Raw genomic sequence first — 17,174 nt, forward strand, 5'->3', positions numbered from 1 at the left:
TGGTCCGTTCTTGAAGATAATAGATTGTCATGGCTTCCCTTTGTATCCTACCATGCTGCTTTCTCTACAAGCAAGGAGGGGATCAGGTGAGGAGATAGCCTCCATCTACGGTGAGCAGGCTGCCCGTCATGTAGCTGGCGGCCTCGCTAGCGAGGAAGAGAACCACCCTGGCGATATCATCGGGTATGCCCAGACGGTTGAGTGGAATCTGCTGCAGGAAATCGCTGGTGTTCATATCGGTGACGCCCGCCTGGTCCAGTGTTTCTGGTGAGACGGCGGAGGTGCCCGGCGTGATGATCTCTCCTGGCGCGATGGCGTTGACGTTGATGTGGTGTGGCCCTAATTCGAGGGCCAGCGTCCTGTTGAGGGCGATCATGCCTCCTTTAGAGGCGTCATAATGACTTAAGAACCGGGTAGGAGCCAGACCGTTGATTGAGGATATGTTGATGATGCGCCCGCCGCGCCCCGCCTTGATCATCTGTCGCGCTGCCTTCTGGGCGTAGAAGAATGCGCCTTTAAGATTAATGTCCAGCACTTGATCCCAGGCGGCTTCCGTCATTTCCAGGACAGATGAAAAAGGATAAATGCCGGCGTTGTTGACCAGAATATCCAGACTGCCAAATGTTTCTACCGTTGCCTGAATGATCGTATTGATGCTCTGTACCTCGCTGACATCTCCATAGAGTGTAGAGGCCCGACCGCCCCGCGCCTGGATGTCTTGCGCCGTTGTCCGGGCGGCCTCTAGATTAATGTCGACCAGCATGGTTGCGGCCCCCGCTTCCGCGAGTCGCCGGGCGCAAGCCTGCCCGATGCCCAGCGCGCCACCGGTAATCAGCGCGGTCTTTCCATGCAGATCAAACAGGCTGACAATACTTTGTTGTTCCACCGTATGTTCCTATTCCTGGCCGCCCGGACCTTTCAGGAATCCGACCTGCGGTAAGTGGCCGTAAAATCAAAGCTATGTCCTACAGCGATTAACCAGCGCTCTCCTTCCTGGACGACAAGGCATCTCTTTCTATAGTGAATTTGTTGCATCTATGAATAAAACGTTTCACCCTGCATTATGGTGGACTAATTAGCTCAGGAATAGTATACTTATTTTCCATGCAATGTTTTTTTCACGTTATCTGTGGTAAGTTATTCGTTATAAAAGCTATAAGGGGTATGTCATCTTAGGATGAATGTGTTGTATTTTTTCAGCACTAGGCACCTACGTAGGTGCAATATAGGAAATTGTCGATGGCCAATACTGTAATGCATGAAATACCGTTTTCCTTTGATCAACCGGATCAAGTTTTGAATTCTTTACTCAAGCTCTTGCAGCAAAGGCTAAGACAGCCTCTCGCGACGAAAACATCAAAGGAGATTGTTGTTCGTAATGCACTTACTGTTCTCATTATTGATGCATACCAGGAGCGCGCCCAGTATATTGGTGGCTTGTTAACCGCTGTTGGTTATCGGCCTGTGGCGGTGTCGAATGAGCTTGATGCATTTACCGCGTTTCTGCGCGGCAGTTGTCTGCCCCTGGCTATTGTGCTTGGACGGGAAGATGGATCGAATCGCTTATTTGTAAATCGCCTGCTGCAGCAGTTGTTACAGCGCTATGATTGGGAGCCCCTGATGATTCGCCTGCAGGACTCGCGTCCCGCTGCCTTTGGTTCTTCCCCCTCGGGTGAGTTTCTCCCTCCATCTGTACAACCTGGTAGTAGCCCCTCTCAATCGCGCACCCCTTATCCACACACAACCAGACCCTTATATAACCGTTTTGGGGAACAGAAAGAGGGCTCTGGCCAGCCTGCGCGGCCAGCTATGCATGATAGCCGTTCTCTGCTTGAACCTCCCCCGAGTAGCGGTCCTTTGCCCAAGGGGCCCACTTCTATGCCCACGCGTGGTCCTGCTTCAGACGCTTCGCATCCCCCTATAACGCCACCATCTTTTACGGTATCAAAGGGGGATCAGGCCACATCCCCATCTGGTACTAGTTGGCCTTCTATGAATTCGGTGCATACGGAGCCGCCTGTTTCCAGGGATGTGAAAAGCGAGTCTCGTACGGATAAAGCTGAACTTCCTAAAAAGGAGAAGGTGTATCTGGATGGGCAGAGCCTGGGGCGCTATCAGATTCGGGCTCGCCTGGGGAGCAGTATGTATAGTGAAGTGTATCGTACCTATGATCGCTTGCGCGAGCAGGAGAGCGCGTTGAAGGCGATTCAGGTGGATATGGTACCGTTTTATGTGATGAAGGATTCGGTTGAGGAGGTGACCGTCTTTCAACAAGAGTCGGAACTGTTGGGCCCCCTGCAACATCCTCATATCTTGCCCGTGCTGAACTGCGGTAAATCATACATCAGCGGCACGAATTTTATTTATAAAAATATGCCTTTTTGCGCTGAGGGCTCACTGGCTACCTGGATACGCCGCTATGGTGGTGGAAACCCGTTTACGCTGAAGGATGCATTGCCAATCATCCTGCAACTGGCCGATGCGTTGCAGTTTGCGCATAATTATCATGTAACTTACCAGAACTTTAAGCTTTCGAATATTCTGGTACTGAATCAGAGTAAGAAGATAGCTAAAGTGGAAGTGGCCCTGGCCGACTTTTCTGTCGTGCAGGACGGCTCATATTTCTCGAAACTACCCGAGGGTTTTCCTTATATGGCCCCCGAACGCTGGGATGGAGCGATTTACCCGGCTTCTGATCAGTATGGTCTCGCCGCCATCACTTATGAGTTGTTGACCGGACGTCCCCCATTTCAGGGTAATGCCGAGCACGTAATGAAGATTCTGCACACCACGAAGTTCCCCCCGCCACCTACGACCTTCAATCCTAAATTGCCTTCGTCTGTCAATGCGGTACTGGCGGCCGCCATGGCGAAGAAGCCGACGGAGCGTTTCGGTTCGGTATCCCTGTTCGTACAGACCCTCCAGCGCTGCTGAGCCACCCTCGTTACAGACTCCCGCACATGTTTTAGGTAATGAATAATACAAATGATGCGCAATGCGCATCATTTGTATTATTCATTACCTAAAACATACTTCCTTCGCAAGTTGAAAAGAACGGATATCCTTTGTAGGATATCCGTTCTTTTCAACTTGCGGTCAACTACTCATGCTGTGGCATAGTTGATCATACGTACGTACGTTACACAAATCAGACGTGTGTCAGTTCGCTCTGACCGGTCAGCAGCTTGTCGAGGGTCTCGCGTTTGATACGATAAGCCTGGCGCTCATTCACATGCGGAAGAATGATCGCCTCCAGCGCACCCTGCTTCACCCAGCGACGAACCGTGGTGTCATCTACCCTTAAGATATTTGCAACTTCCGATACAGTTAATAGCTCGCTCATGTGGTATTTCTCCTTCGCAAATGTTCTACTATTTAGATGCCGTTTCAAAACGGCGCTTTATTCAAAAACAGAAAGACTATCAAAATTATCTGCTAATGAATAAACTATGTGGAATTTGTTTTTATATTGTATCGCAAGTAAAGACATTTGTAAATATCTATCTATGGAAAATAATATTGATTAACGTCTTTATAGCGATGAATTGTCTCCTGTTGTATTCTGAACAATAACGGCAATGAAGAGAAATTTTCTCCTGGCCACTATTAAATTTAATAGTTTATTGCCTCATATTTATTACACGTGTGAATAGGCGAATAGGTTACGCGAATATTTCAATTATGTTGGCATGGTTCGGCGGCTAGGAGATATAAAAGAGAGATGTTATTGTGCCGCAGGTGACAGTTAAATGTATATTCTTTATAGAATTATACTAAGGGCAAACCATTTTTATTGCGATAGTGAATAGAACATCAGTTTTACCCCAAAAGGGTTCTCTCTGTTTCTTTTGTCCTTAGATATGAGTCGGGCTAGAAGATGTTGGCGACGCGGCTGATCAGGACCGCGACAATCATAAATGAGATTAGCCCCTCTAACATCATCAATACTTTGGCCCGACGACTGAGTGGGGAGGTATCGGTGGGACTGAACGCGGTGGCTCCCGTAAAGGCGACAAAGAGGTAATCAAAGAAGTGCGCCTCCCACGAGGCTCCATTCGCTTGCTGCGGGAACAGGAAGTCGCTGGCCTGGTGCGCGTTTTCGTGCCGCTTGCGTGGACCTCCACCATCGATGTTCCAGTACCATACCGCGAAGACGAGCACATTGCTGATCCATAGCAGCGTCGCTGAGCGTAGCAGGATAAAGCCGCTGTTGAAGGTCGATATTTTGATGATGAGCAGCGCCATTTCAACGATCAGGGCCAGCGTGACAAATCCCATCGCGGCCAGGGTGAGCGGTCGCGCAATGCGATGGGGAATAGCATGCCCGGTGACCCAGTATTGCCACATAGGAATGAGCAGGAGGATTTCTATCGCCAGCAATGACCATTCTGGCCCGATCCTGAGCGTGGGTGGCAGAAAAAAATAGCAGATCCCGATCAACAGCAATGTGAGCGATACAAGTAGTTTTGGCACCTGCCCTACCAGTTGATGCTCTGCTACCCTGTGCTTTTGCGCTATTGAGGATTTGTGATCCGCCTTTTCTTGTTCCATCTTTCCCTTCTATTCCATTACGCTTGCTTGAGATATTATAATTGTGGCAGGTTTGAAAAGCAATTGTGGGTTTCATTCGGCTTTGCGGCCAGCCTGAGAAAGTAGATTTGTATAATTTTTATGCAGCAGAATATAGATGATCAACAATTCTATGATAAGCAGAGAGCGCGAACCACTATTCGGAGAGAGTATCGCTTGCAGCGCTGGGCCTTTCGACTCTATCTTGCTATCGTCGCGCTTCTGTTGCTATGTATTGTGATCGGTGCTATCGGCATCAAGACTTCGTGGGGCGCCTTTATCGTTGATGGCTCGGTACCCTGGAAATGGATCTTACCGTGCGCCCTGGTGCTGGGCTTCGCGTTTATCTTTACAGATACTTTTATCCAGAATCAGGAAGAGGGTTGGTTTCGCAGGTATGGCACCCAGATCATGGCGACGGTGGTGGCGTTTGAAGAGGTGCGTATCTGGCGCTGGCCGCGCCGTTTCTTCTCCGGTGGGAGTGAGTATCGGCTGCAATTAGAGTGGACCTCTCCTCAGAATGGCAAAATCTATACCTTCTCACGTCGCGTGCGCGATAGCAAGCTGCCTGTGTCAGGCTCTCAGATTCCCGTTATTATCGATGCCGCCGATCCAACCGATTATCTGCAAGAAGATTTTAAACGCTCCTATGATTGGTAGCCCACTCGGACGCCCTGTGTTGTACTTAATAGGAGTTGGTGCGAGAGCAGGGATGGCTGTATTCGCGGCCATCCCTGCTCTCGCACCAACTCCTATTAAGAGAGTATTTTGACCATCGTGTAGTAACAAGATCCGGGGGGATAGTCCTCGACAACTCCTACCACTTTGTAGCCATGGCGCTCGTAGAAGGGGCGAGCGTGGAATTCAAATGTGGTGAGCAAAACTTTTGCGCTCCGTTCTCGCGCCCTAGCTGTTCGACCTGTGCCAGTAAAGAGCTGCCCAATCCATGCCCACGCAACTCTTCGGGGAGCCAGAAATCATTGATCTCCAGCCAGTTCCAGTATTGTTCGGCGGCGATGCCGCCCAGCCATTGTCCCTGTTCATCGGTCACTATGGCGCTAATCTGCTTGACGGCACCTTTGGCACGGGCCGCCTTGTGATGTGGTGAGTGCTGATTATTGAACTCTCTGATTCGCTCATGGATGAAGCTCGCGAATTGTTCCTGCTCTCCCTGCGTAACTGAAACGTTGTAATTCATATATTCAACCTTCTGGAAAATTTTCATCCCTGAGTATACCTGTTGCGCCGTTTGAAGACAAGCGGGAAACCGCGACGGGCTGCTCTGCTGCGATCTTTTTTTTGTCTGTGGCGTTATTTACTTAGAGAACCTCGCTTTGTGGCAGGTTTCTTCGTATTGATCTGATGTGGATGTATGGTTATGTAGAAAGTTGAGGATGAAGCTATGTCAGGTGTAAGGAGAGCGTCTGTCTCCCGTTTTTTTCCGATCTTATCAGGTATCGCGCTGGTGCTGTGTTTGTTCTCGGGCAGCAGCGCGGCCGCGTCTGTCCCAAAGGCGACTCTGGTCTCTCATTTCGTTCCCTCTGGCGTGCGTGCTAATTTAACTTCGACGGCGGACTGCTGGGTAACCTCGCTGGCTGCGCCCCGTAAGGACGCTTGGCGTTGTGCTGTGGAGAGTATTATTTATGACCCCTGCTTTAGCTCGGCCAACTATCCGAATGCTGTCATCTGCGATGCCAATCCCGCAAGGTATACGCGCGGGCTGAAGGCTACGCTGGCGGGTAAACTTCCCGTGACTACGGCTGCCGAGGCGAGCGCGCAGCCCTGGGTGTTGCAACTGCCAAATAATGTGTACTGTACGTTTGCGACTGGTGCTACCTGGATTGTTAATAATGAGCGCGTCGATTATGGCTGCACCGACAATACTGTTATTGCTGGATTGCCTAAACAGGGAACCATCTGGACCGCCAATGTGGTTCCCCAGGGACAGATGACGCGTACGGTGGTGACAACCGTCGTTCACGCCTGGTATTGATCGATTGCTCCTCTATTTATTCCTCCTCCTGCGTGGCCGCCAGAGTATCCATAATGGTGTTGATAAAGTGACGTGCGGGCTGTGCTATGCGGCGGAAGCGAGGATAGACCAGGGCGAAGACAAATTCTTCGCTGAGATCCTCGATAGGTAACAGGACAACCTCGCGATCGATCTCAGATGAATAGAGCAGGGCGGGCAGCATAAAGGTGATGCCCCTGCCCTGCCTGACCAGTTCTTTGAGGCCGGCCAGGGATTCGATCTCTACCACGGGTTGAATGGTGATGCGGCGGGCCGTGAAGGCACGATCTACCGCCCGCCGTAGACGCGAGGTCTCCCCCAGCAAGAATAACGGTTCCTGCAGAATTTGAGCCAGCGTGACGGGGACCGTTTTATGCTGCGCCAGGGGATGATCTGCCGCGACCATGATCTGTAGCGGTTGGCGAAAAAGCTCTTTGACGACCAGAACTTCGGGATGTACGTTGGGATTAAAGATGAGCCCGAGGTCCAGTTCACCATGCTCGATGAGCCGGAGCAGATCGTCGGTGCGGCTGACGCGTACCTTGAGCTGGATGTTGGGGTAGCGTTGGTGGAAGATGGGGAAGATGGTAGGCAGAAATACCGTGGTGAGAGGCTCGATGCTGCCGATGTGGATCGTGCCATGCTCACCGTCCTGCAGACGCGCCATAGCCTGCTGTCCCTGCTGCAGGTGATCCAGGGCGTCACGCACGTAGGCGGCGAACTCCTGTCCCGCCGGAGTAAGCACCACGCGCTGCTTCACGCGACGAAAGAGCTCTACCCCCAGTTCGTCTTCCAGCGCGGCGATCTGGCGACTCAGTGCTGGCTGCGCCACCAGGCAGATCTCGGCCGCCTTGCGAAAGTTCTGGGTCTGCGCAGCCGTTAGAAAATAGGTGAGCTGTCGTAGTTCCATCTCCCCCCTTTATGTTGATAACCTACAGGCATCAACCTTAGCTATAATAGGTATTAGACATATCAATTGTATGTTATTATACTTCACATAATAACTGTCGCGCACGCCTCTATGCGCGCGCTGTGGTCCCTGTTTTCGCCAGGGGACGTTGGTACTCAGGAGAAGAGGTACATATGGTAGCTGACAAGCAAGCAGTGGATAGCAATACGACGCGACGTCCACAAACCCTGTTTGATAAAATCTGGCAGTCCCATGTAGTCAAGGATCAGCCCGGTGAGGCCACTCTTATCTATATCGATCGTCACCTTGTGCATGAGGTGACTTCTCCCCAGGCGTTTGCGGGCCTGCGTTCTGCCGGATTGCCGGTGCGGCGTCCGGATGCGACGGTGGCGGTGCTGGACCATAATATTCCGACTACCCAGGGGCGCCGTAAGCTGGATATCGTTGATACGGCGATCTCTACCACCATTACGACCCTGGAGCAGAATACACGCGACTTCGGGCTGACCTTATTTGATATGCAGGATGCGCGGCAGGGGATCGTGCATATTATCGGTCCGGATCTAGGCCTGACGCTGCCCGGCATGACGATTGTATGTGGCGATTCCCATACCTCGACCCATGGGGCCTTTGGCGCCCTGGCGTTCGGCATCGGGACCAGCGAGGTTGAGCATGTGCTGGCCACGCAGTGTCTATGGCAGGAAAAGCCGAAGACGATGAATATTCGCGTCGAGGGTAAGCTTTCGGAGGGCGTAACGGCGAAGGATCTGGCGCTGGCGATTATTGGTAAACTGGGGACGGGCGTTGGAACCGGCTACGTGATCGAGTTCAGCGGCCCGGCCATTCGCGCTCTATCGATGGAAGGCCGCATGACGCTGTGTAATATGGCCATTGAGGCGGGCGCGCGCATGGGTATGGTAGCTCCCGATGATACGACGTTTGAATATATCAAGGGTCGTCGCTATGCCCCACGGGGCGAGCAGTTTGAGCAGGCGGTCGCGGCCTGGCGTCAACTGGCGAGTGATCCTGGAGCGCAGTACGACGCGGTCCACGAAGTAAATGTGGAGGGTTTGGGACCCCAGGTGACGTGGGGCATTAATCCTGGCATGGTGCTGGATGTCACCGGTAACGTGCCCGATCCCGCGCAGCAGTCTGACCCTCAGGTACGCGAGAGCTATGAGCGCGCCCTGAAGTATATGGGCCTGAACGCGGGCCAGAAAGTGACCGATATCCAGGTGGATACGGTCTTTATCGGCTCCTGTACCAATTCACGCCTGGATGATCTGCGCATGGCGGCTCAGTATGTCAAGGGCAAGCATGTGGCTCCCAATGTGCGTGCGCTGGTGGTTCCTGGTTCAACCAATGTGCGCCGCATCGCCGAGGAGGAGGGTCTGGCCGATATCTTCCGCGAGGCGGGTTTTGAGTGGCGCGAGGCCGGTTGTAGCATGTGTATCGCTATGAATGGCGATCGCCTGAGCGAGGGCGAGCGCTGCGCCTCCACCAGCAACCGTAACTTTGAGGGACGCCAGGGACGCGGTGGCCGTACCCACCTGGTCAGTCCAGCTATGGCGGCCGCGGCCGCTGTCACCGGCCATTTTGTTGATATCCGTTCCTGGTAGTGAAGAGGAGCTAAGAAGAGATATGCAACCATTTACCACGCATAGCGGGCTGGTGCTGCCCCTGAATCGTGTGAACGTCAATACCGATGAGATCCTGCCCGCGCGCTTCCTGAAGACGGTCAAGCGTACCGGCCTCGGCGAAGCCCTGTTCGCTAACTGGCGCTACCTGGATGAGCAGCAGACGCCCAATCCAGAGTTCGTGCTGAATGAGCCGCGCTATCAGGGGGCCAGTATCCTGGTGGCCGGTGATAACTTCGGCTGCGGCTCATCGCGTGAGCACGCTCCCTGGGCGTTGGCCGAGTACGGATTTCGCGCCATTATCGCCCCTAGCTTCGCCGATATCTTCTACAACAACTGCTTCAGCAACAGCATCCTGCCGATCGCGGTCCCTGAGGCGGTGGTCAACGCATTGATGACGGAGGTCGAGGCCAATCCCGGCTATTCGCTGGACATCGACCTGGCCGCCCAGACCGTGACGCGTCCCAACGGTGAGGTGATCCGTTTCGAGATCGATGCCTTCAGGAAAGAGCGTCTGCTGAAGGGACTGGACATGGTCGGCTGGACCCTGCAGATGAAAGACGATATTGCCAGCTATGAGCAGCGTCGTCGGCAGGAGGCTCCCTGGCTCTTTTCCGATTCGCTGATCGCGCGCTAACTGCTTATTCTCTCGTTATAAAGCATGCGGCCCTTTGTTTTCGGAAACAAAGGGCCGCATGCTTTGTTCCTGTTACAGATCCGGTCAGGAAGAGTCGCCTTAAGCCGGTGTGTTTGCAATCTTTGATTATGACCAGGTACCGGCTTCCCGAAATACTGCTGAAGCCAGCACGGCTATTCTCGTCGCCATTTTCCCAGGCGTATACGCTTGTCCCTGCTCCAGCCACCAGGTGATCGCCTCTACCAGCATCGCGGCAACCAGATCTGGCACAAACGTATCAGGAAATGGATGGGCCATCTGCGCGGCATGCTTGGAATCAGCCGCTTCTGGCGCTTCCTCTAAACTTCCATGTTGCTGGATCAGCTCGGCAAGACGTGCGCGCATCTTTTGCGCGAACCAGGGGCTGCCTTTTTTGCCCAGCAGCGCCCGATAGAGCCGATCATACCGGGCGATTTGCTCAAAGAAGCGCACCCATACGTCTGTGGGATGCTCGCGCCCGAATTCACCGATCGCATGAAACAATGTATTCATGGCCTCGTCAAAGATCTGCTCGACCAGGTCGTATTTATCCTGGTAATGGCGATAGAACGCGGCCCGGCTGACCATCGCCCGCTCGGTCAATTCGCCAACCGTGAGATTATCGAAGCTACGCTCCTCGATCAGGGCAATGAGCGCTTCTCGCAGCAGGATTCTGGTGCGTCTCACACGCAGATTCTCAGCCTTCTGAGTCATTTTCCGCTCCTTGTCTCATTCGAGACAGATCTTGCTGATTGATGCTTGTACTCTGCCAAGCGCCGGACTACACTTTTTCTTAGATACGATAGTCCATATGAGACAGTATGTCTCTTCTCAGCTATACTGTCAACATATAAAGGAAGATATGATGAGAACGAACGTGATGGGCTCCTGGAAAGCAATCTGTTATTGGGTGGCGACTTTTATTACCGTGCTAGAGCTTCTGGCGGGTGGGGTGGCGGATCTGACCCATGGGAAGGCCGCGCTGGTGGCTAGTGAGCCGGTTACCGAGGTTCTGGCGCACCTCGGCTACCCGGTGTACCTGCTCACGCTTCTCGGCGTATGGAAACTCCTTGGCGCCATCGCCTTGCTCGTCCCGCGTTTTCCGCGACTCAAAGAGTGGACTTATGCCGGCGCCCTCTTCGATTATACGGGCGCCATTGTATCGAGTCTGATGGTAGGCGACTCGCTTGCCTCTACTTTGCCACCTCTTATGCTGGCCATCTTTGCACTCGCTTCGTGGGCGCTTCGACCGCAGAGCCGTATGCTGGGCGTTCTCTGGCCGGAGAACCGCCCACGTCGCGCATCGGTTTCCTCTCCTCAGCCCACAATGCGCTGAGAAAGTAAGGAGCAAGAGCACGGCCTGTTTCTGGATGTGTGCTCTAGCGGGTGAGGGTGATCTTGTTCAGACCACGAGGCGTGTCTGGCTGCAGTCGCTTGGTCAGGGTCAGGTGCAGCCCAAATAACTGACCTGGGATGATGGCGGTGATCGGGCTGAGCCATTCAGGTATGCCGGCGGGCATGGCGAAGGGCGTCTGGGCCATTTTGAGCGCCTCCTGGACGTCGGAGATGATCAGCAGCTCGGCCTGGCGCTTCTGGAGATCCTGGGCCAGTTCGACCATGTCGGCGTAGGCGGCCCCGCCTGGCATGACCAGGATGGTTGGCAGCTCCTCCTCGACGGTGGCGATGGGACCGTGCCGGAAGTCCGCCGATGAGTAGGCGGTGGCCATGACATAGGTGAGCTCCTTTAATTTGAGTGCCAGCTCGAAGGAGGTAGCGTAGTTGTAGCCGCGCCCCACCACAACGCACTGGTTCATGTAGCGATAGCGCTCTGTGCGCTGCGCGATCTCAGGCGCGTTCTGCAGCGCTTTCGCGATGGCTTCCGGTACCTGCTGTAGCTCGGCCAGTCGCTGCTGGTCGCCGCTCCAGGCGGCCGCGAAGAGCATCATGATAGCCAGCTGCGCAGTATACGTTTTGGTGGCGGCGACGCTCTTCTCCTGCCCGGCGTGCAACTCTACCACATGTTCGGCCGCCATGGCCAGTGCTGAATTGCTATCATTGGTGATGGCGATGGTCGGACGTCCCTGGCGCTTGCCCTCTTCCAGCACCGCCACAATGTCCGGCGATTGACCGGATTGTGAGATGCCCACGACCAGCGCGTTATTCATCCGTGGAGGCGCGGCATACAGTGTATGTACGGATGGCGCAGCCAGCGCGACCGGATAGCGACCCATTGTCTCCCAGGCATAATTAGCATAGGTCGCCGCGTGATCCGATGAACCACGGGCCGCGATCAAAATATAATCAAATGCCGGCAACTGCGCCACAATCTGCTGGATGTGCCGCGTCTCCTTATCCAATAGCCCCGCAATAACCTCGGGCTGACTCAGGATCTCCTGCTCTAACAATGATGACATCTGTAATCCCTTTTATAATTGAAAATGAACGGCGAATATGGACGTGCGTCGACGGGAAATCGGCCACAAGGGCCGAACCTACGGTTTGGGTTTACCCTATATCTGTCTTCCTTTTACGATTCATTTTGCTTTTTCTTACTATACCATATTTTCTGGTATAGTGGTCTAGACGACTTGATCACCTTATTACCTCATATTTTCCCGTACGCCGTTTTACCATGCAAAACAATAATAAAGGTGATCACACCGTAGGTTCGGCCCTCGCGGCCAATACTTTCAATTTTAGAGCAAGCAACAAGAAAAGAGACAAGAGTACGTGCGGGGCTTGCCCCCGCTTGCTTCCTCGCCGCGCGAAAAAGCAACAAACATGATGTGGTGCATCACATGCAATCGTCCTTGATCGCTTTGAGGTGCCTTTCCTTTTGGGGTGCAAAGAAGCGGGGGCAAGCCCCGCACGTACTGTGGTCGTTTTTCTTCATGCCTTTTCTTAAGTTGAACGTATGGGTCCTCGCGGCCGATTTCCCTTGATGCATGTCCATGTCGGCCGTGGAGCGGCCCTCTCGGCCGATTTTTCGTTGATCGGGTATATCTATTGACAAAGCACAACATATTGGGTAATTTATGCGTATAAAGAAGAATAGCAGTGTGGCATTGAACAAGGAAAGTAGGGTTGTTGGGGATTGCAGAGAGTCGGCGGCTGGTGAGAGCCGATATCTGAGGCAACCTGAAGCTCCCTTGTGAGCCGTGCCGGTGAAACATTCCGCAGGATAAAAGTAGCTGGTTCCGGGTACTCCCGTTATAGGGTTCGGGTGTGTTGGCACCCAAAAGGCCGTCGTCGCGAGACGATGGTGAACAAGGTGGTACCGCGAAAGTGGGTTTGTGCGCACTTTTCGCCCTTGCCAGGGCGGAGGGCGCTTTTTTGATGCCTGCATTGCGGCCGCATCACTGATCCCTGTCCTCCGCGCAATGTTCTCTCTACGTTCATTAAGGAGGATCTTGTGTCTGAAGCGAGATTTCCCGCCGCTGTTACTGGCGCAGCATCAACTTCTACCGAAGCCGCCGCTGAGCAGGCTGTTAGGCGTATTCGCGCTCCCCGCTATGATTTTGCCCGCTTTGAAGCTAAGTGGCGTGCCCGTTGGGAAGAGCAGAAGATCTATCAGGTAGACCTGCGGCAGGCGCCACGCCCCTACTACAATTTGATGATGTTTCCCTATCCCTCCGCCGAGGGCCTGCACGTGGGCAATTTTTATTCCTATGTGGGCTCGGATCTGCATGGTCGCTTGATGGCGATGCAGGGCCACTCCGTCTTTGAGCCGATCGGTTTTGATGCCTTTGGCATCCATAGCGAGAACTTCGCTATCAAGCGTGGCATCCATCCGCGCATTCTGACGGCCCATAACGTTGAGCATTTCCGTGAGCAACAATTGAAGCGTATGGGCAATCGCTTTGACTGGTCGCATGAGCTGAATACCACTGATCCTGATTATTACCGTTGGACGCAGTGGATCTTTGTGCAGCTGTTTAAGGGTGGACTGGCCGAGCGTAAGGCCGCGCCCGTCAACTGGTGTCCCCATGATAAAACCGTGCTGGCCGATGAGCAGGTAATCAATGGCCATTGCGAGCGCTGCGACTCTATCGTTGAGCGGCGCTGGCTGGAGCAGTGGTTTCTGAAGCTGACCAATTACGCGGGACGCCTGCTGGACAACCTGGATAGCCTGGACTGGAGTGAGCGTGTGAAGGCCAGCCAGCGCAACTGGATCGGTCGTTCGCAGGGGCTGGAGTTCCGCATGGAGATCGAGGGGAAGCCTGGTAGTTATGTCGAGGTCTATACGACGCGGCCCGATACCATCTCTGGCATGACCTTTGTGGCGCTGGCCCCTCATCACGCGCTGGTGACTGAAATTACGGCTCCCGCTTATCGCGATCGCGTCAGGGCATACCAGGAGACGGTGAACAGCCTGCGCACGCAGCAGGAGCAGACGATGACCGGCGCCTTTACGGGCGCGTATGCCATTCATCCGTTCTCGGGTGAGCGCATTCCAATCTGGATCGCTGATTTTGTGCTGGAAGGCTATGGGGCTGGTGCCGTGATGGGTGTGCCGGCGCACGATGAGCGTGACTTCACCTTTGCGCGCCAGGAGGACCTGCCGGTACGTGTGGTGGTGCAGCCCTCTTCGGGGCCGGCAATCGATGCCGCGACCATGACAGAGGCGTTCACGCAGGCGGGCGTGCTGGTGGACTCGGGCGCGTATACTGGCATGTCCTCGATACAGGCCCAGGAGGCCATCAGCGATTGGTTTGAGCAGCGGCCCCTGGGAAGGCGCAGCGTAAAATATCGCCTGCGCGACTGGCTGATCAGCCGCCAGCGCTACTGGGGACCGCCCATCCCGATCATCTATTGTCCTGAGCACGGAGCGGTGCCGGTCCCCGAGGACCAGCTGCCGGTAGTGCTGCCAGACGTGGAGCAGTGGATGCCAACCGGCACCGGTGTCTCTCCTCTGGCCGCCATCGAGGATTTCGTCAACACCACCTGTCCTGTTTGCGGCCAGCCGGCCCGGCGCGAGATCGATGTCAGCGATAACTTCCTGGATTCCGCCTGGTACTACCTGCGCTATCCCTCTTCAGATGATCAGCAGCAGGCCTGGAATCCCGAGATGACGAGGCGCTGGCTGCCGGTGGATATGTGCATTGGGGGCGCCGACCATAGCGTGCTGCACCTGATGTATGTACGCTTCATCGCCATGGCCCTGCACGATCTGGGTCTGCTGGATTTTAGCGAGCCGTTCCGGCGCTTTCGCGCCAACGGCACCATTACCCGTGATGGTGCCAAGATCTCCAAGTCGCGCGGTAATATGATCAATCCCGATCACTACGTCGAGCACCTGGGCGCGGACGCCTTCCGCATGTACCTGATGTTCATGGGACCCTACGAGGCCGATGGCGATTTCAGCGATCGCAATATCGGTGGCGTGGTGCGCTTCCTGGATCGTGTCTGGCAGCTGGTACAGCAGCACCGGCAGTTGACCGCGGCCCAACAATCGGTGACGCGCGAAGATCGGCGTATGCTGCATGTCACAATTAAGCGCGTCACCGAAGATCTGCAGACCTTCAAGTACAATACCGCCATCGCCACCCTGATGGAGTATCTGAACACCCTGACGCGTAGAGCCCATGCCACAGACCAGGAGATCGAGACGCTGCTGCTGCTGCTGGCCCCGATCGCTCCCTTCATCAGCGAAGAATTGTGGGAGCAGACCGGCCATACCAGTTCCATCCATACGGCTCCCTGGCCTGTTTACGATCCCGAGGCCATCCAACAAGAGACGTTCTGGCTGCCCATCCAGGTCGATGGACGCGTCCGCGACCGTATCGAGGTGCCTGCTGATACCTCTGAAGAGGCCATCAAGCAACAGGCGATTGGTACCGCTCGCATCCAGCGCTATATCACTGATCGTTCTATCCAGAATATCATCTATGTACCCGGCCGCCTGGTTAACATTGTCACCCAATAGCTAGCATATAGATGTCTCCAGTGCGCAAAAGCCGCTTCTAGGATGGTGCAACAGGGGCGCAAAAGCCGCTTCTAGGATGGTGCAACAGGGGCGCAAAAGCCGCTTCTAGAATGGTGGGTGCAGAGGGGCACAAAAACCGTTTCTAGGATGGTGCAACAGGGGCGCTCTCGCGCCCCTGTTGCACCATCCTAGAAACACGGGCGGCCGCGCAGCTGCGCCGTGCGTGGACGCCAAATTCTGCTGGCGCCCACGTTTTATTATAAAGTACTCATTTGCTTATTTGTTATGAACTTTGTATCATTGTGTGCTATATTGATGATAGTGTTTTCATTAGGTCGATAGGCGCTGGTAATATTCGGGCGTTGATCCTCTGATAATTCCAGGGAGAGAGAAGTGATATGGCGTTAGAAGGAACATACCTTGGTCGCTATCGCCTGCAGCAGCAGTTGGGAAGTGGCGGTATGGGTGAGGTCTACCTGGCGGATGATACTCGTATTAAGAGACGTGTGGCGGTAAAAGTGGTGCGGAACGATTCTCCTATGTATCACACATCAGGAAACGTTCAGAAGTCGACCCGGCTTTTTGAGCGCGAGATGCATGCTATCGCTGGCCTGGATCATCCAGCGATCCTGCCTCTGTTCGATTATGGAGAGCAAGAGGTCAACGGCGCTACCCTGACCTATATGGTGATGCCCTATCGACCTGAGGGCTCGCTCTATCAATGGGTAAGGGACCGCGATGATCACGATTTATTGCCGCCGTTAGAGGTGGCACGCTTTATTTCTCAGGCCGCGGGCGCCCTGCAGCATGCGCACAGCCAGGGCATCGTGCACCAGGATGTGAAGCCTGATAACTTTCTTTTGCGCATCCGGCCTGAGCAGCCCTCACAGCCGGATCTGCTGCTGGCGGACTTCGGCGTGGCCCGTTCGCTGCTGGTCACTTCGCATACCAGCCAGACCATTCGTGGCACATTGACATATATGGCTCCAGAGCAGTGGGATGGTCATCCTGTCTTCGCTACCGACCAGTATGCACTGGCAATTATGGCCTATGAACTGCTGGTTGGTCAGCCGCCCTTTGATGGCGCGCCGGGCCAGATCATGTATAAGCATATGCACGTGCCGCCGGAGCCGCCATCACGCTTGAATCCCGCGCTCCCTCCCGGCGTTGATGCTGTTTTACTGCGTGCACTGGCCAAGCGGCCTGAGGATCGTTTCCCCTCGGTGTTCGATTTTGCCCAGGCTCTTCAGAAGTCTCTGCAGGCCAGCGCCTCCGGCAGACTTCCCTGGCTGATGCCCAACCGGGACCCTGCTGAAGACAATGCTGCCTCCGTGCGCCTTGCGCTCATGGATCATAGCACCCCCACTATAGCTATTTCTGGTGGAGGTCCTTCGCAGCGGCAGGATGCTGTCATGCCTTTGCCGTATCGGCGTTTCCAGCCCCGCGCAAGATTTCTCGACGCGTAA

At 54.4% G+C, this 17,174-nt stretch carries 15 protein-coding genes and 1 other annotated feature; of the genes, 8 read left to right on the forward strand and 7 right to left on the reverse strand.

Annotation, left to right across the window (positions count from 1 at the left end):
- Positions 1 to 82: 82 nt before the first annotated feature.
- Positions 83 to 886, reverse strand: a complete 804-nt coding sequence (locus AABA21_RS08300; RefSeq protein WP_338248693.1) for an SDR family NAD(P)-dependent oxidoreductase — start codon at positions 884 to 886, stop codon at positions 83 to 85.
- 353 nt (positions 887 to 1,239) lie between these two features.
- On the opposite strand from AABA21_RS08300, the gene AABA21_RS08305 reads away from it, so the two are divergent.
- A complete protein-coding gene (locus AABA21_RS08305; protein ID WP_338248773.1) occupies positions 1,240 to 2,934 on the forward strand; it encodes a serine/threonine protein kinase in 1,695 nt (564 codons plus the stop codon).
- Between the two features lie 214 nt (positions 2,935 to 3,148).
- On the opposite strand, the gene AABA21_RS08310 is transcribed toward AABA21_RS08305, so the two are convergent.
- Both AABA21_RS08310 and AABA21_RS08315 read right to left on the reverse strand, forming a co-directional pair.
- Positions 3,149 to 3,343, reverse strand: a complete 195-nt coding sequence (locus tag AABA21_RS08310) for a helix-turn-helix domain-containing protein (RefSeq protein ID WP_338248697.1) — start codon at positions 3,341 to 3,343, stop codon at positions 3,149 to 3,151.
- A 527-nt stretch (positions 3,344 to 3,870) separates the two neighbouring features.
- Positions 3,871 to 4,551, reverse strand: a complete 681-nt coding sequence (locus AABA21_RS08315; RefSeq protein WP_338248700.1) for a hypothetical protein — start codon at positions 4,549 to 4,551, stop codon at positions 3,871 to 3,873.
- 120 nt (positions 4,552 to 4,671) lie between these two features.
- On the opposite strand from AABA21_RS08315, the gene AABA21_RS08320 reads away from it, so the two are divergent.
- On the forward strand, positions 4,672 to 5,229 hold the full coding sequence (locus AABA21_RS08320) for a hypothetical protein (protein WP_338248702.1): 558 nt from the start codon (positions 4,672 to 4,674) through the stop codon (positions 5,227 to 5,229).
- A gap of 157 nt (positions 5,230 to 5,386) precedes the next feature.
- Here AABA21_RS08320 and AABA21_RS08325 read toward each other — a convergent pair whose 3' ends face one another.
- Complete coding sequence (locus tag AABA21_RS08325; RefSeq protein ID WP_338248775.1) at positions 5,387 to 5,767, reverse strand: GNAT family N-acetyltransferase; 381 nt, start codon at positions 5,765 to 5,767, stop codon at positions 5,387 to 5,389.
- A 204-nt stretch (positions 5,768 to 5,971) separates the two neighbouring features.
- Here AABA21_RS08325 and AABA21_RS08330 point away from each other — a divergent pair, with 204 nt between their 5' ends.
- Entirely contained in the window at positions 5,972 to 6,562 is a 591-nt protein-coding gene (locus AABA21_RS08330; RefSeq protein ID WP_338248706.1) for a hypothetical protein, read from the forward strand.
- A 16-nt stretch (positions 6,563 to 6,578) separates the two neighbouring features.
- Here the strand turns inward: AABA21_RS08330 and AABA21_RS08335 are convergent, their stop codons facing one another.
- The gene (locus AABA21_RS08335) at positions 6,579 to 7,490 is read right to left on the reverse strand and encodes a LysR family transcriptional regulator (protein ID WP_338248708.1); all 912 of its coding nucleotides are present in this window, start codon (positions 7,488 to 7,490) and stop codon (positions 6,579 to 6,581) included.
- Between the two features lie 173 nt (positions 7,491 to 7,663).
- On the opposite strand from AABA21_RS08335, the gene leuC reads away from it, so the two are divergent.
- Both leuC and leuD read left to right on the forward strand, forming a co-directional pair.
- Positions 7,664 to 9,109, forward strand: a complete 1,446-nt coding sequence (leuC, locus tag AABA21_RS08340) for a 3-isopropylmalate dehydratase large subunit (protein ID WP_338248710.1) — start codon at positions 7,664 to 7,666, stop codon at positions 9,107 to 9,109.
- 22 nt (positions 9,110 to 9,131) lie between these two features.
- Positions 9,132 to 9,764 carry a 3-isopropylmalate dehydratase small subunit gene (gene leuD / locus AABA21_RS08345; protein ID WP_338248712.1) on the forward strand — a complete coding sequence of 211 codons (633 nt, stop codon included), beginning with the start codon at positions 9,132 to 9,134 and terminating at the stop codon, positions 9,762 to 9,764.
- Positions 9,765 to 9,890: 126 nt separating this feature from the next.
- Here the strand turns inward: leuD and AABA21_RS08350 are convergent, their stop codons facing one another.
- On the reverse strand, positions 9,891 to 10,496 hold the full coding sequence (locus AABA21_RS08350) for a TetR/AcrR family transcriptional regulator (protein WP_338248714.1): 606 nt from the start codon (positions 10,494 to 10,496) through the stop codon (positions 9,891 to 9,893).
- A 148-nt stretch (positions 10,497 to 10,644) separates the two neighbouring features.
- Between AABA21_RS08350 and AABA21_RS08355 the strand changes: the two genes are divergently transcribed.
- Complete coding sequence (locus tag AABA21_RS08355; protein WP_338248716.1) at positions 10,645 to 11,118, forward strand: DoxX family protein; 474 nt, start codon at positions 10,645 to 10,647, stop codon at positions 11,116 to 11,118.
- 43 nt (positions 11,119 to 11,161) lie between these two features.
- Here AABA21_RS08355 and AABA21_RS08360 read toward each other — a convergent pair whose 3' ends face one another.
- Entirely contained in the window at positions 11,162 to 12,196 is a 1,035-nt protein-coding gene (locus AABA21_RS08360) for an SIS domain-containing protein (protein WP_338248718.1), read from the reverse strand.
- Positions 12,197 to 12,838: 642 nt separating this feature from the next.
- Positions 12,839 to 13,097: a binding site (T-box leader), on the forward strand.
- A gap of 97 nt (positions 13,098 to 13,194) precedes the next feature.
- On the opposite strand from AABA21_RS08360, the gene leuS reads away from it, so the two are divergent.
- Both leuS and AABA21_RS08370 read left to right on the forward strand, forming a co-directional pair.
- Positions 13,195 to 15,708: a leucine--tRNA ligase gene (leuS, locus tag AABA21_RS08365; protein WP_338248721.1), complete on the forward strand. Its 2,514-nt coding sequence runs from the start codon at positions 13,195 to 13,197 to the stop codon at positions 15,706 to 15,708.
- A gap of 398 nt (positions 15,709 to 16,106) precedes the next feature.
- Positions 16,107 to 17,174 (forward strand): serine/threonine-protein kinase, encoded by a 1,068-nt coding sequence (locus tag AABA21_RS08370; protein ID WP_338248777.1) that lies wholly within the window; start codon positions 16,107 to 16,109, stop codon positions 17,172 to 17,174.

Source organism: Dictyobacter halimunensis, assembly GCF_036245075.1.

What these genes read in the sequence shown, in the direction of transcription:
- AABA21_RS08330 (WP_338248706.1), top strand. Translation starts at nt 5,972, where the DNA reads ATGTCAGGTGTAAGGAGAGCGTCTGTCTCCCGTTTTTTTCCGATCTTA.
- AABA21_RS08320 (WP_338248702.1), top strand. Translation starts at nt 4,672, where the DNA reads ATGCAGCAGAATATAGATGATCAACAATTCTATGATAAGCAGAGAGCG.
- AABA21_RS08325 (WP_338248775.1), bottom strand. Translation starts at nt 5,767, where the DNA reads ATGAATTACAACGTTTCAGTTACGCAGGGAGAGCAGGAACAATTCGCG.
- AABA21_RS08335 (WP_338248708.1), bottom strand. Translation starts at nt 7,490, where the DNA reads ATGGAACTACGACAGCTCACCTATTTTCTAACGGCTGCGCAGACCCAG.
- AABA21_RS08350 (WP_338248714.1), bottom strand. Translation starts at nt 10,496, where the DNA reads ATGACTCAGAAGGCTGAGAATCTGCGTGTGAGACGCACCAGAATCCTG.
- AABA21_RS08315 (WP_338248700.1), bottom strand. Translation starts at nt 4,551, where the DNA reads ATGGAACAAGAAAAGGCGGATCACAAATCCTCAATAGCGCAAAAGCAC.
- leuD (WP_338248712.1), top strand. Translation starts at nt 9,132, where the DNA reads ATGCAACCATTTACCACGCATAGCGGGCTGGTGCTGCCCCTGAATCGT.
- AABA21_RS08370 (WP_338248777.1), top strand. Translation starts at nt 16,107, where the DNA reads ATGGCGTTAGAAGGAACATACCTTGGTCGCTATCGCCTGCAGCAGCAG.
- AABA21_RS08310 (WP_338248697.1), bottom strand. Translation starts at nt 3,343, where the DNA reads ATGAGCGAGCTATTAACTGTATCGGAAGTTGCAAATATCTTAAGGGTA.
- AABA21_RS08355 (WP_338248716.1), top strand. Translation starts at nt 10,645, where the DNA reads ATGATGAGAACGAACGTGATGGGCTCCTGGAAAGCAATCTGTTATTGG.
- AABA21_RS08360 (WP_338248718.1), bottom strand. Translation starts at nt 12,196, where the DNA reads ATGTCATCATTGTTAGAGCAGGAGATCCTGAGTCAGCCCGAGGTTATT.
- leuC (WP_338248710.1), top strand. Translation starts at nt 7,664, where the DNA reads ATGGTAGCTGACAAGCAAGCAGTGGATAGCAATACGACGCGACGTCCA.
- AABA21_RS08305 (WP_338248773.1), top strand. Translation starts at nt 1,240, where the DNA reads ATGGCCAATACTGTAATGCATGAAATACCGTTTTCCTTTGATCAACCG.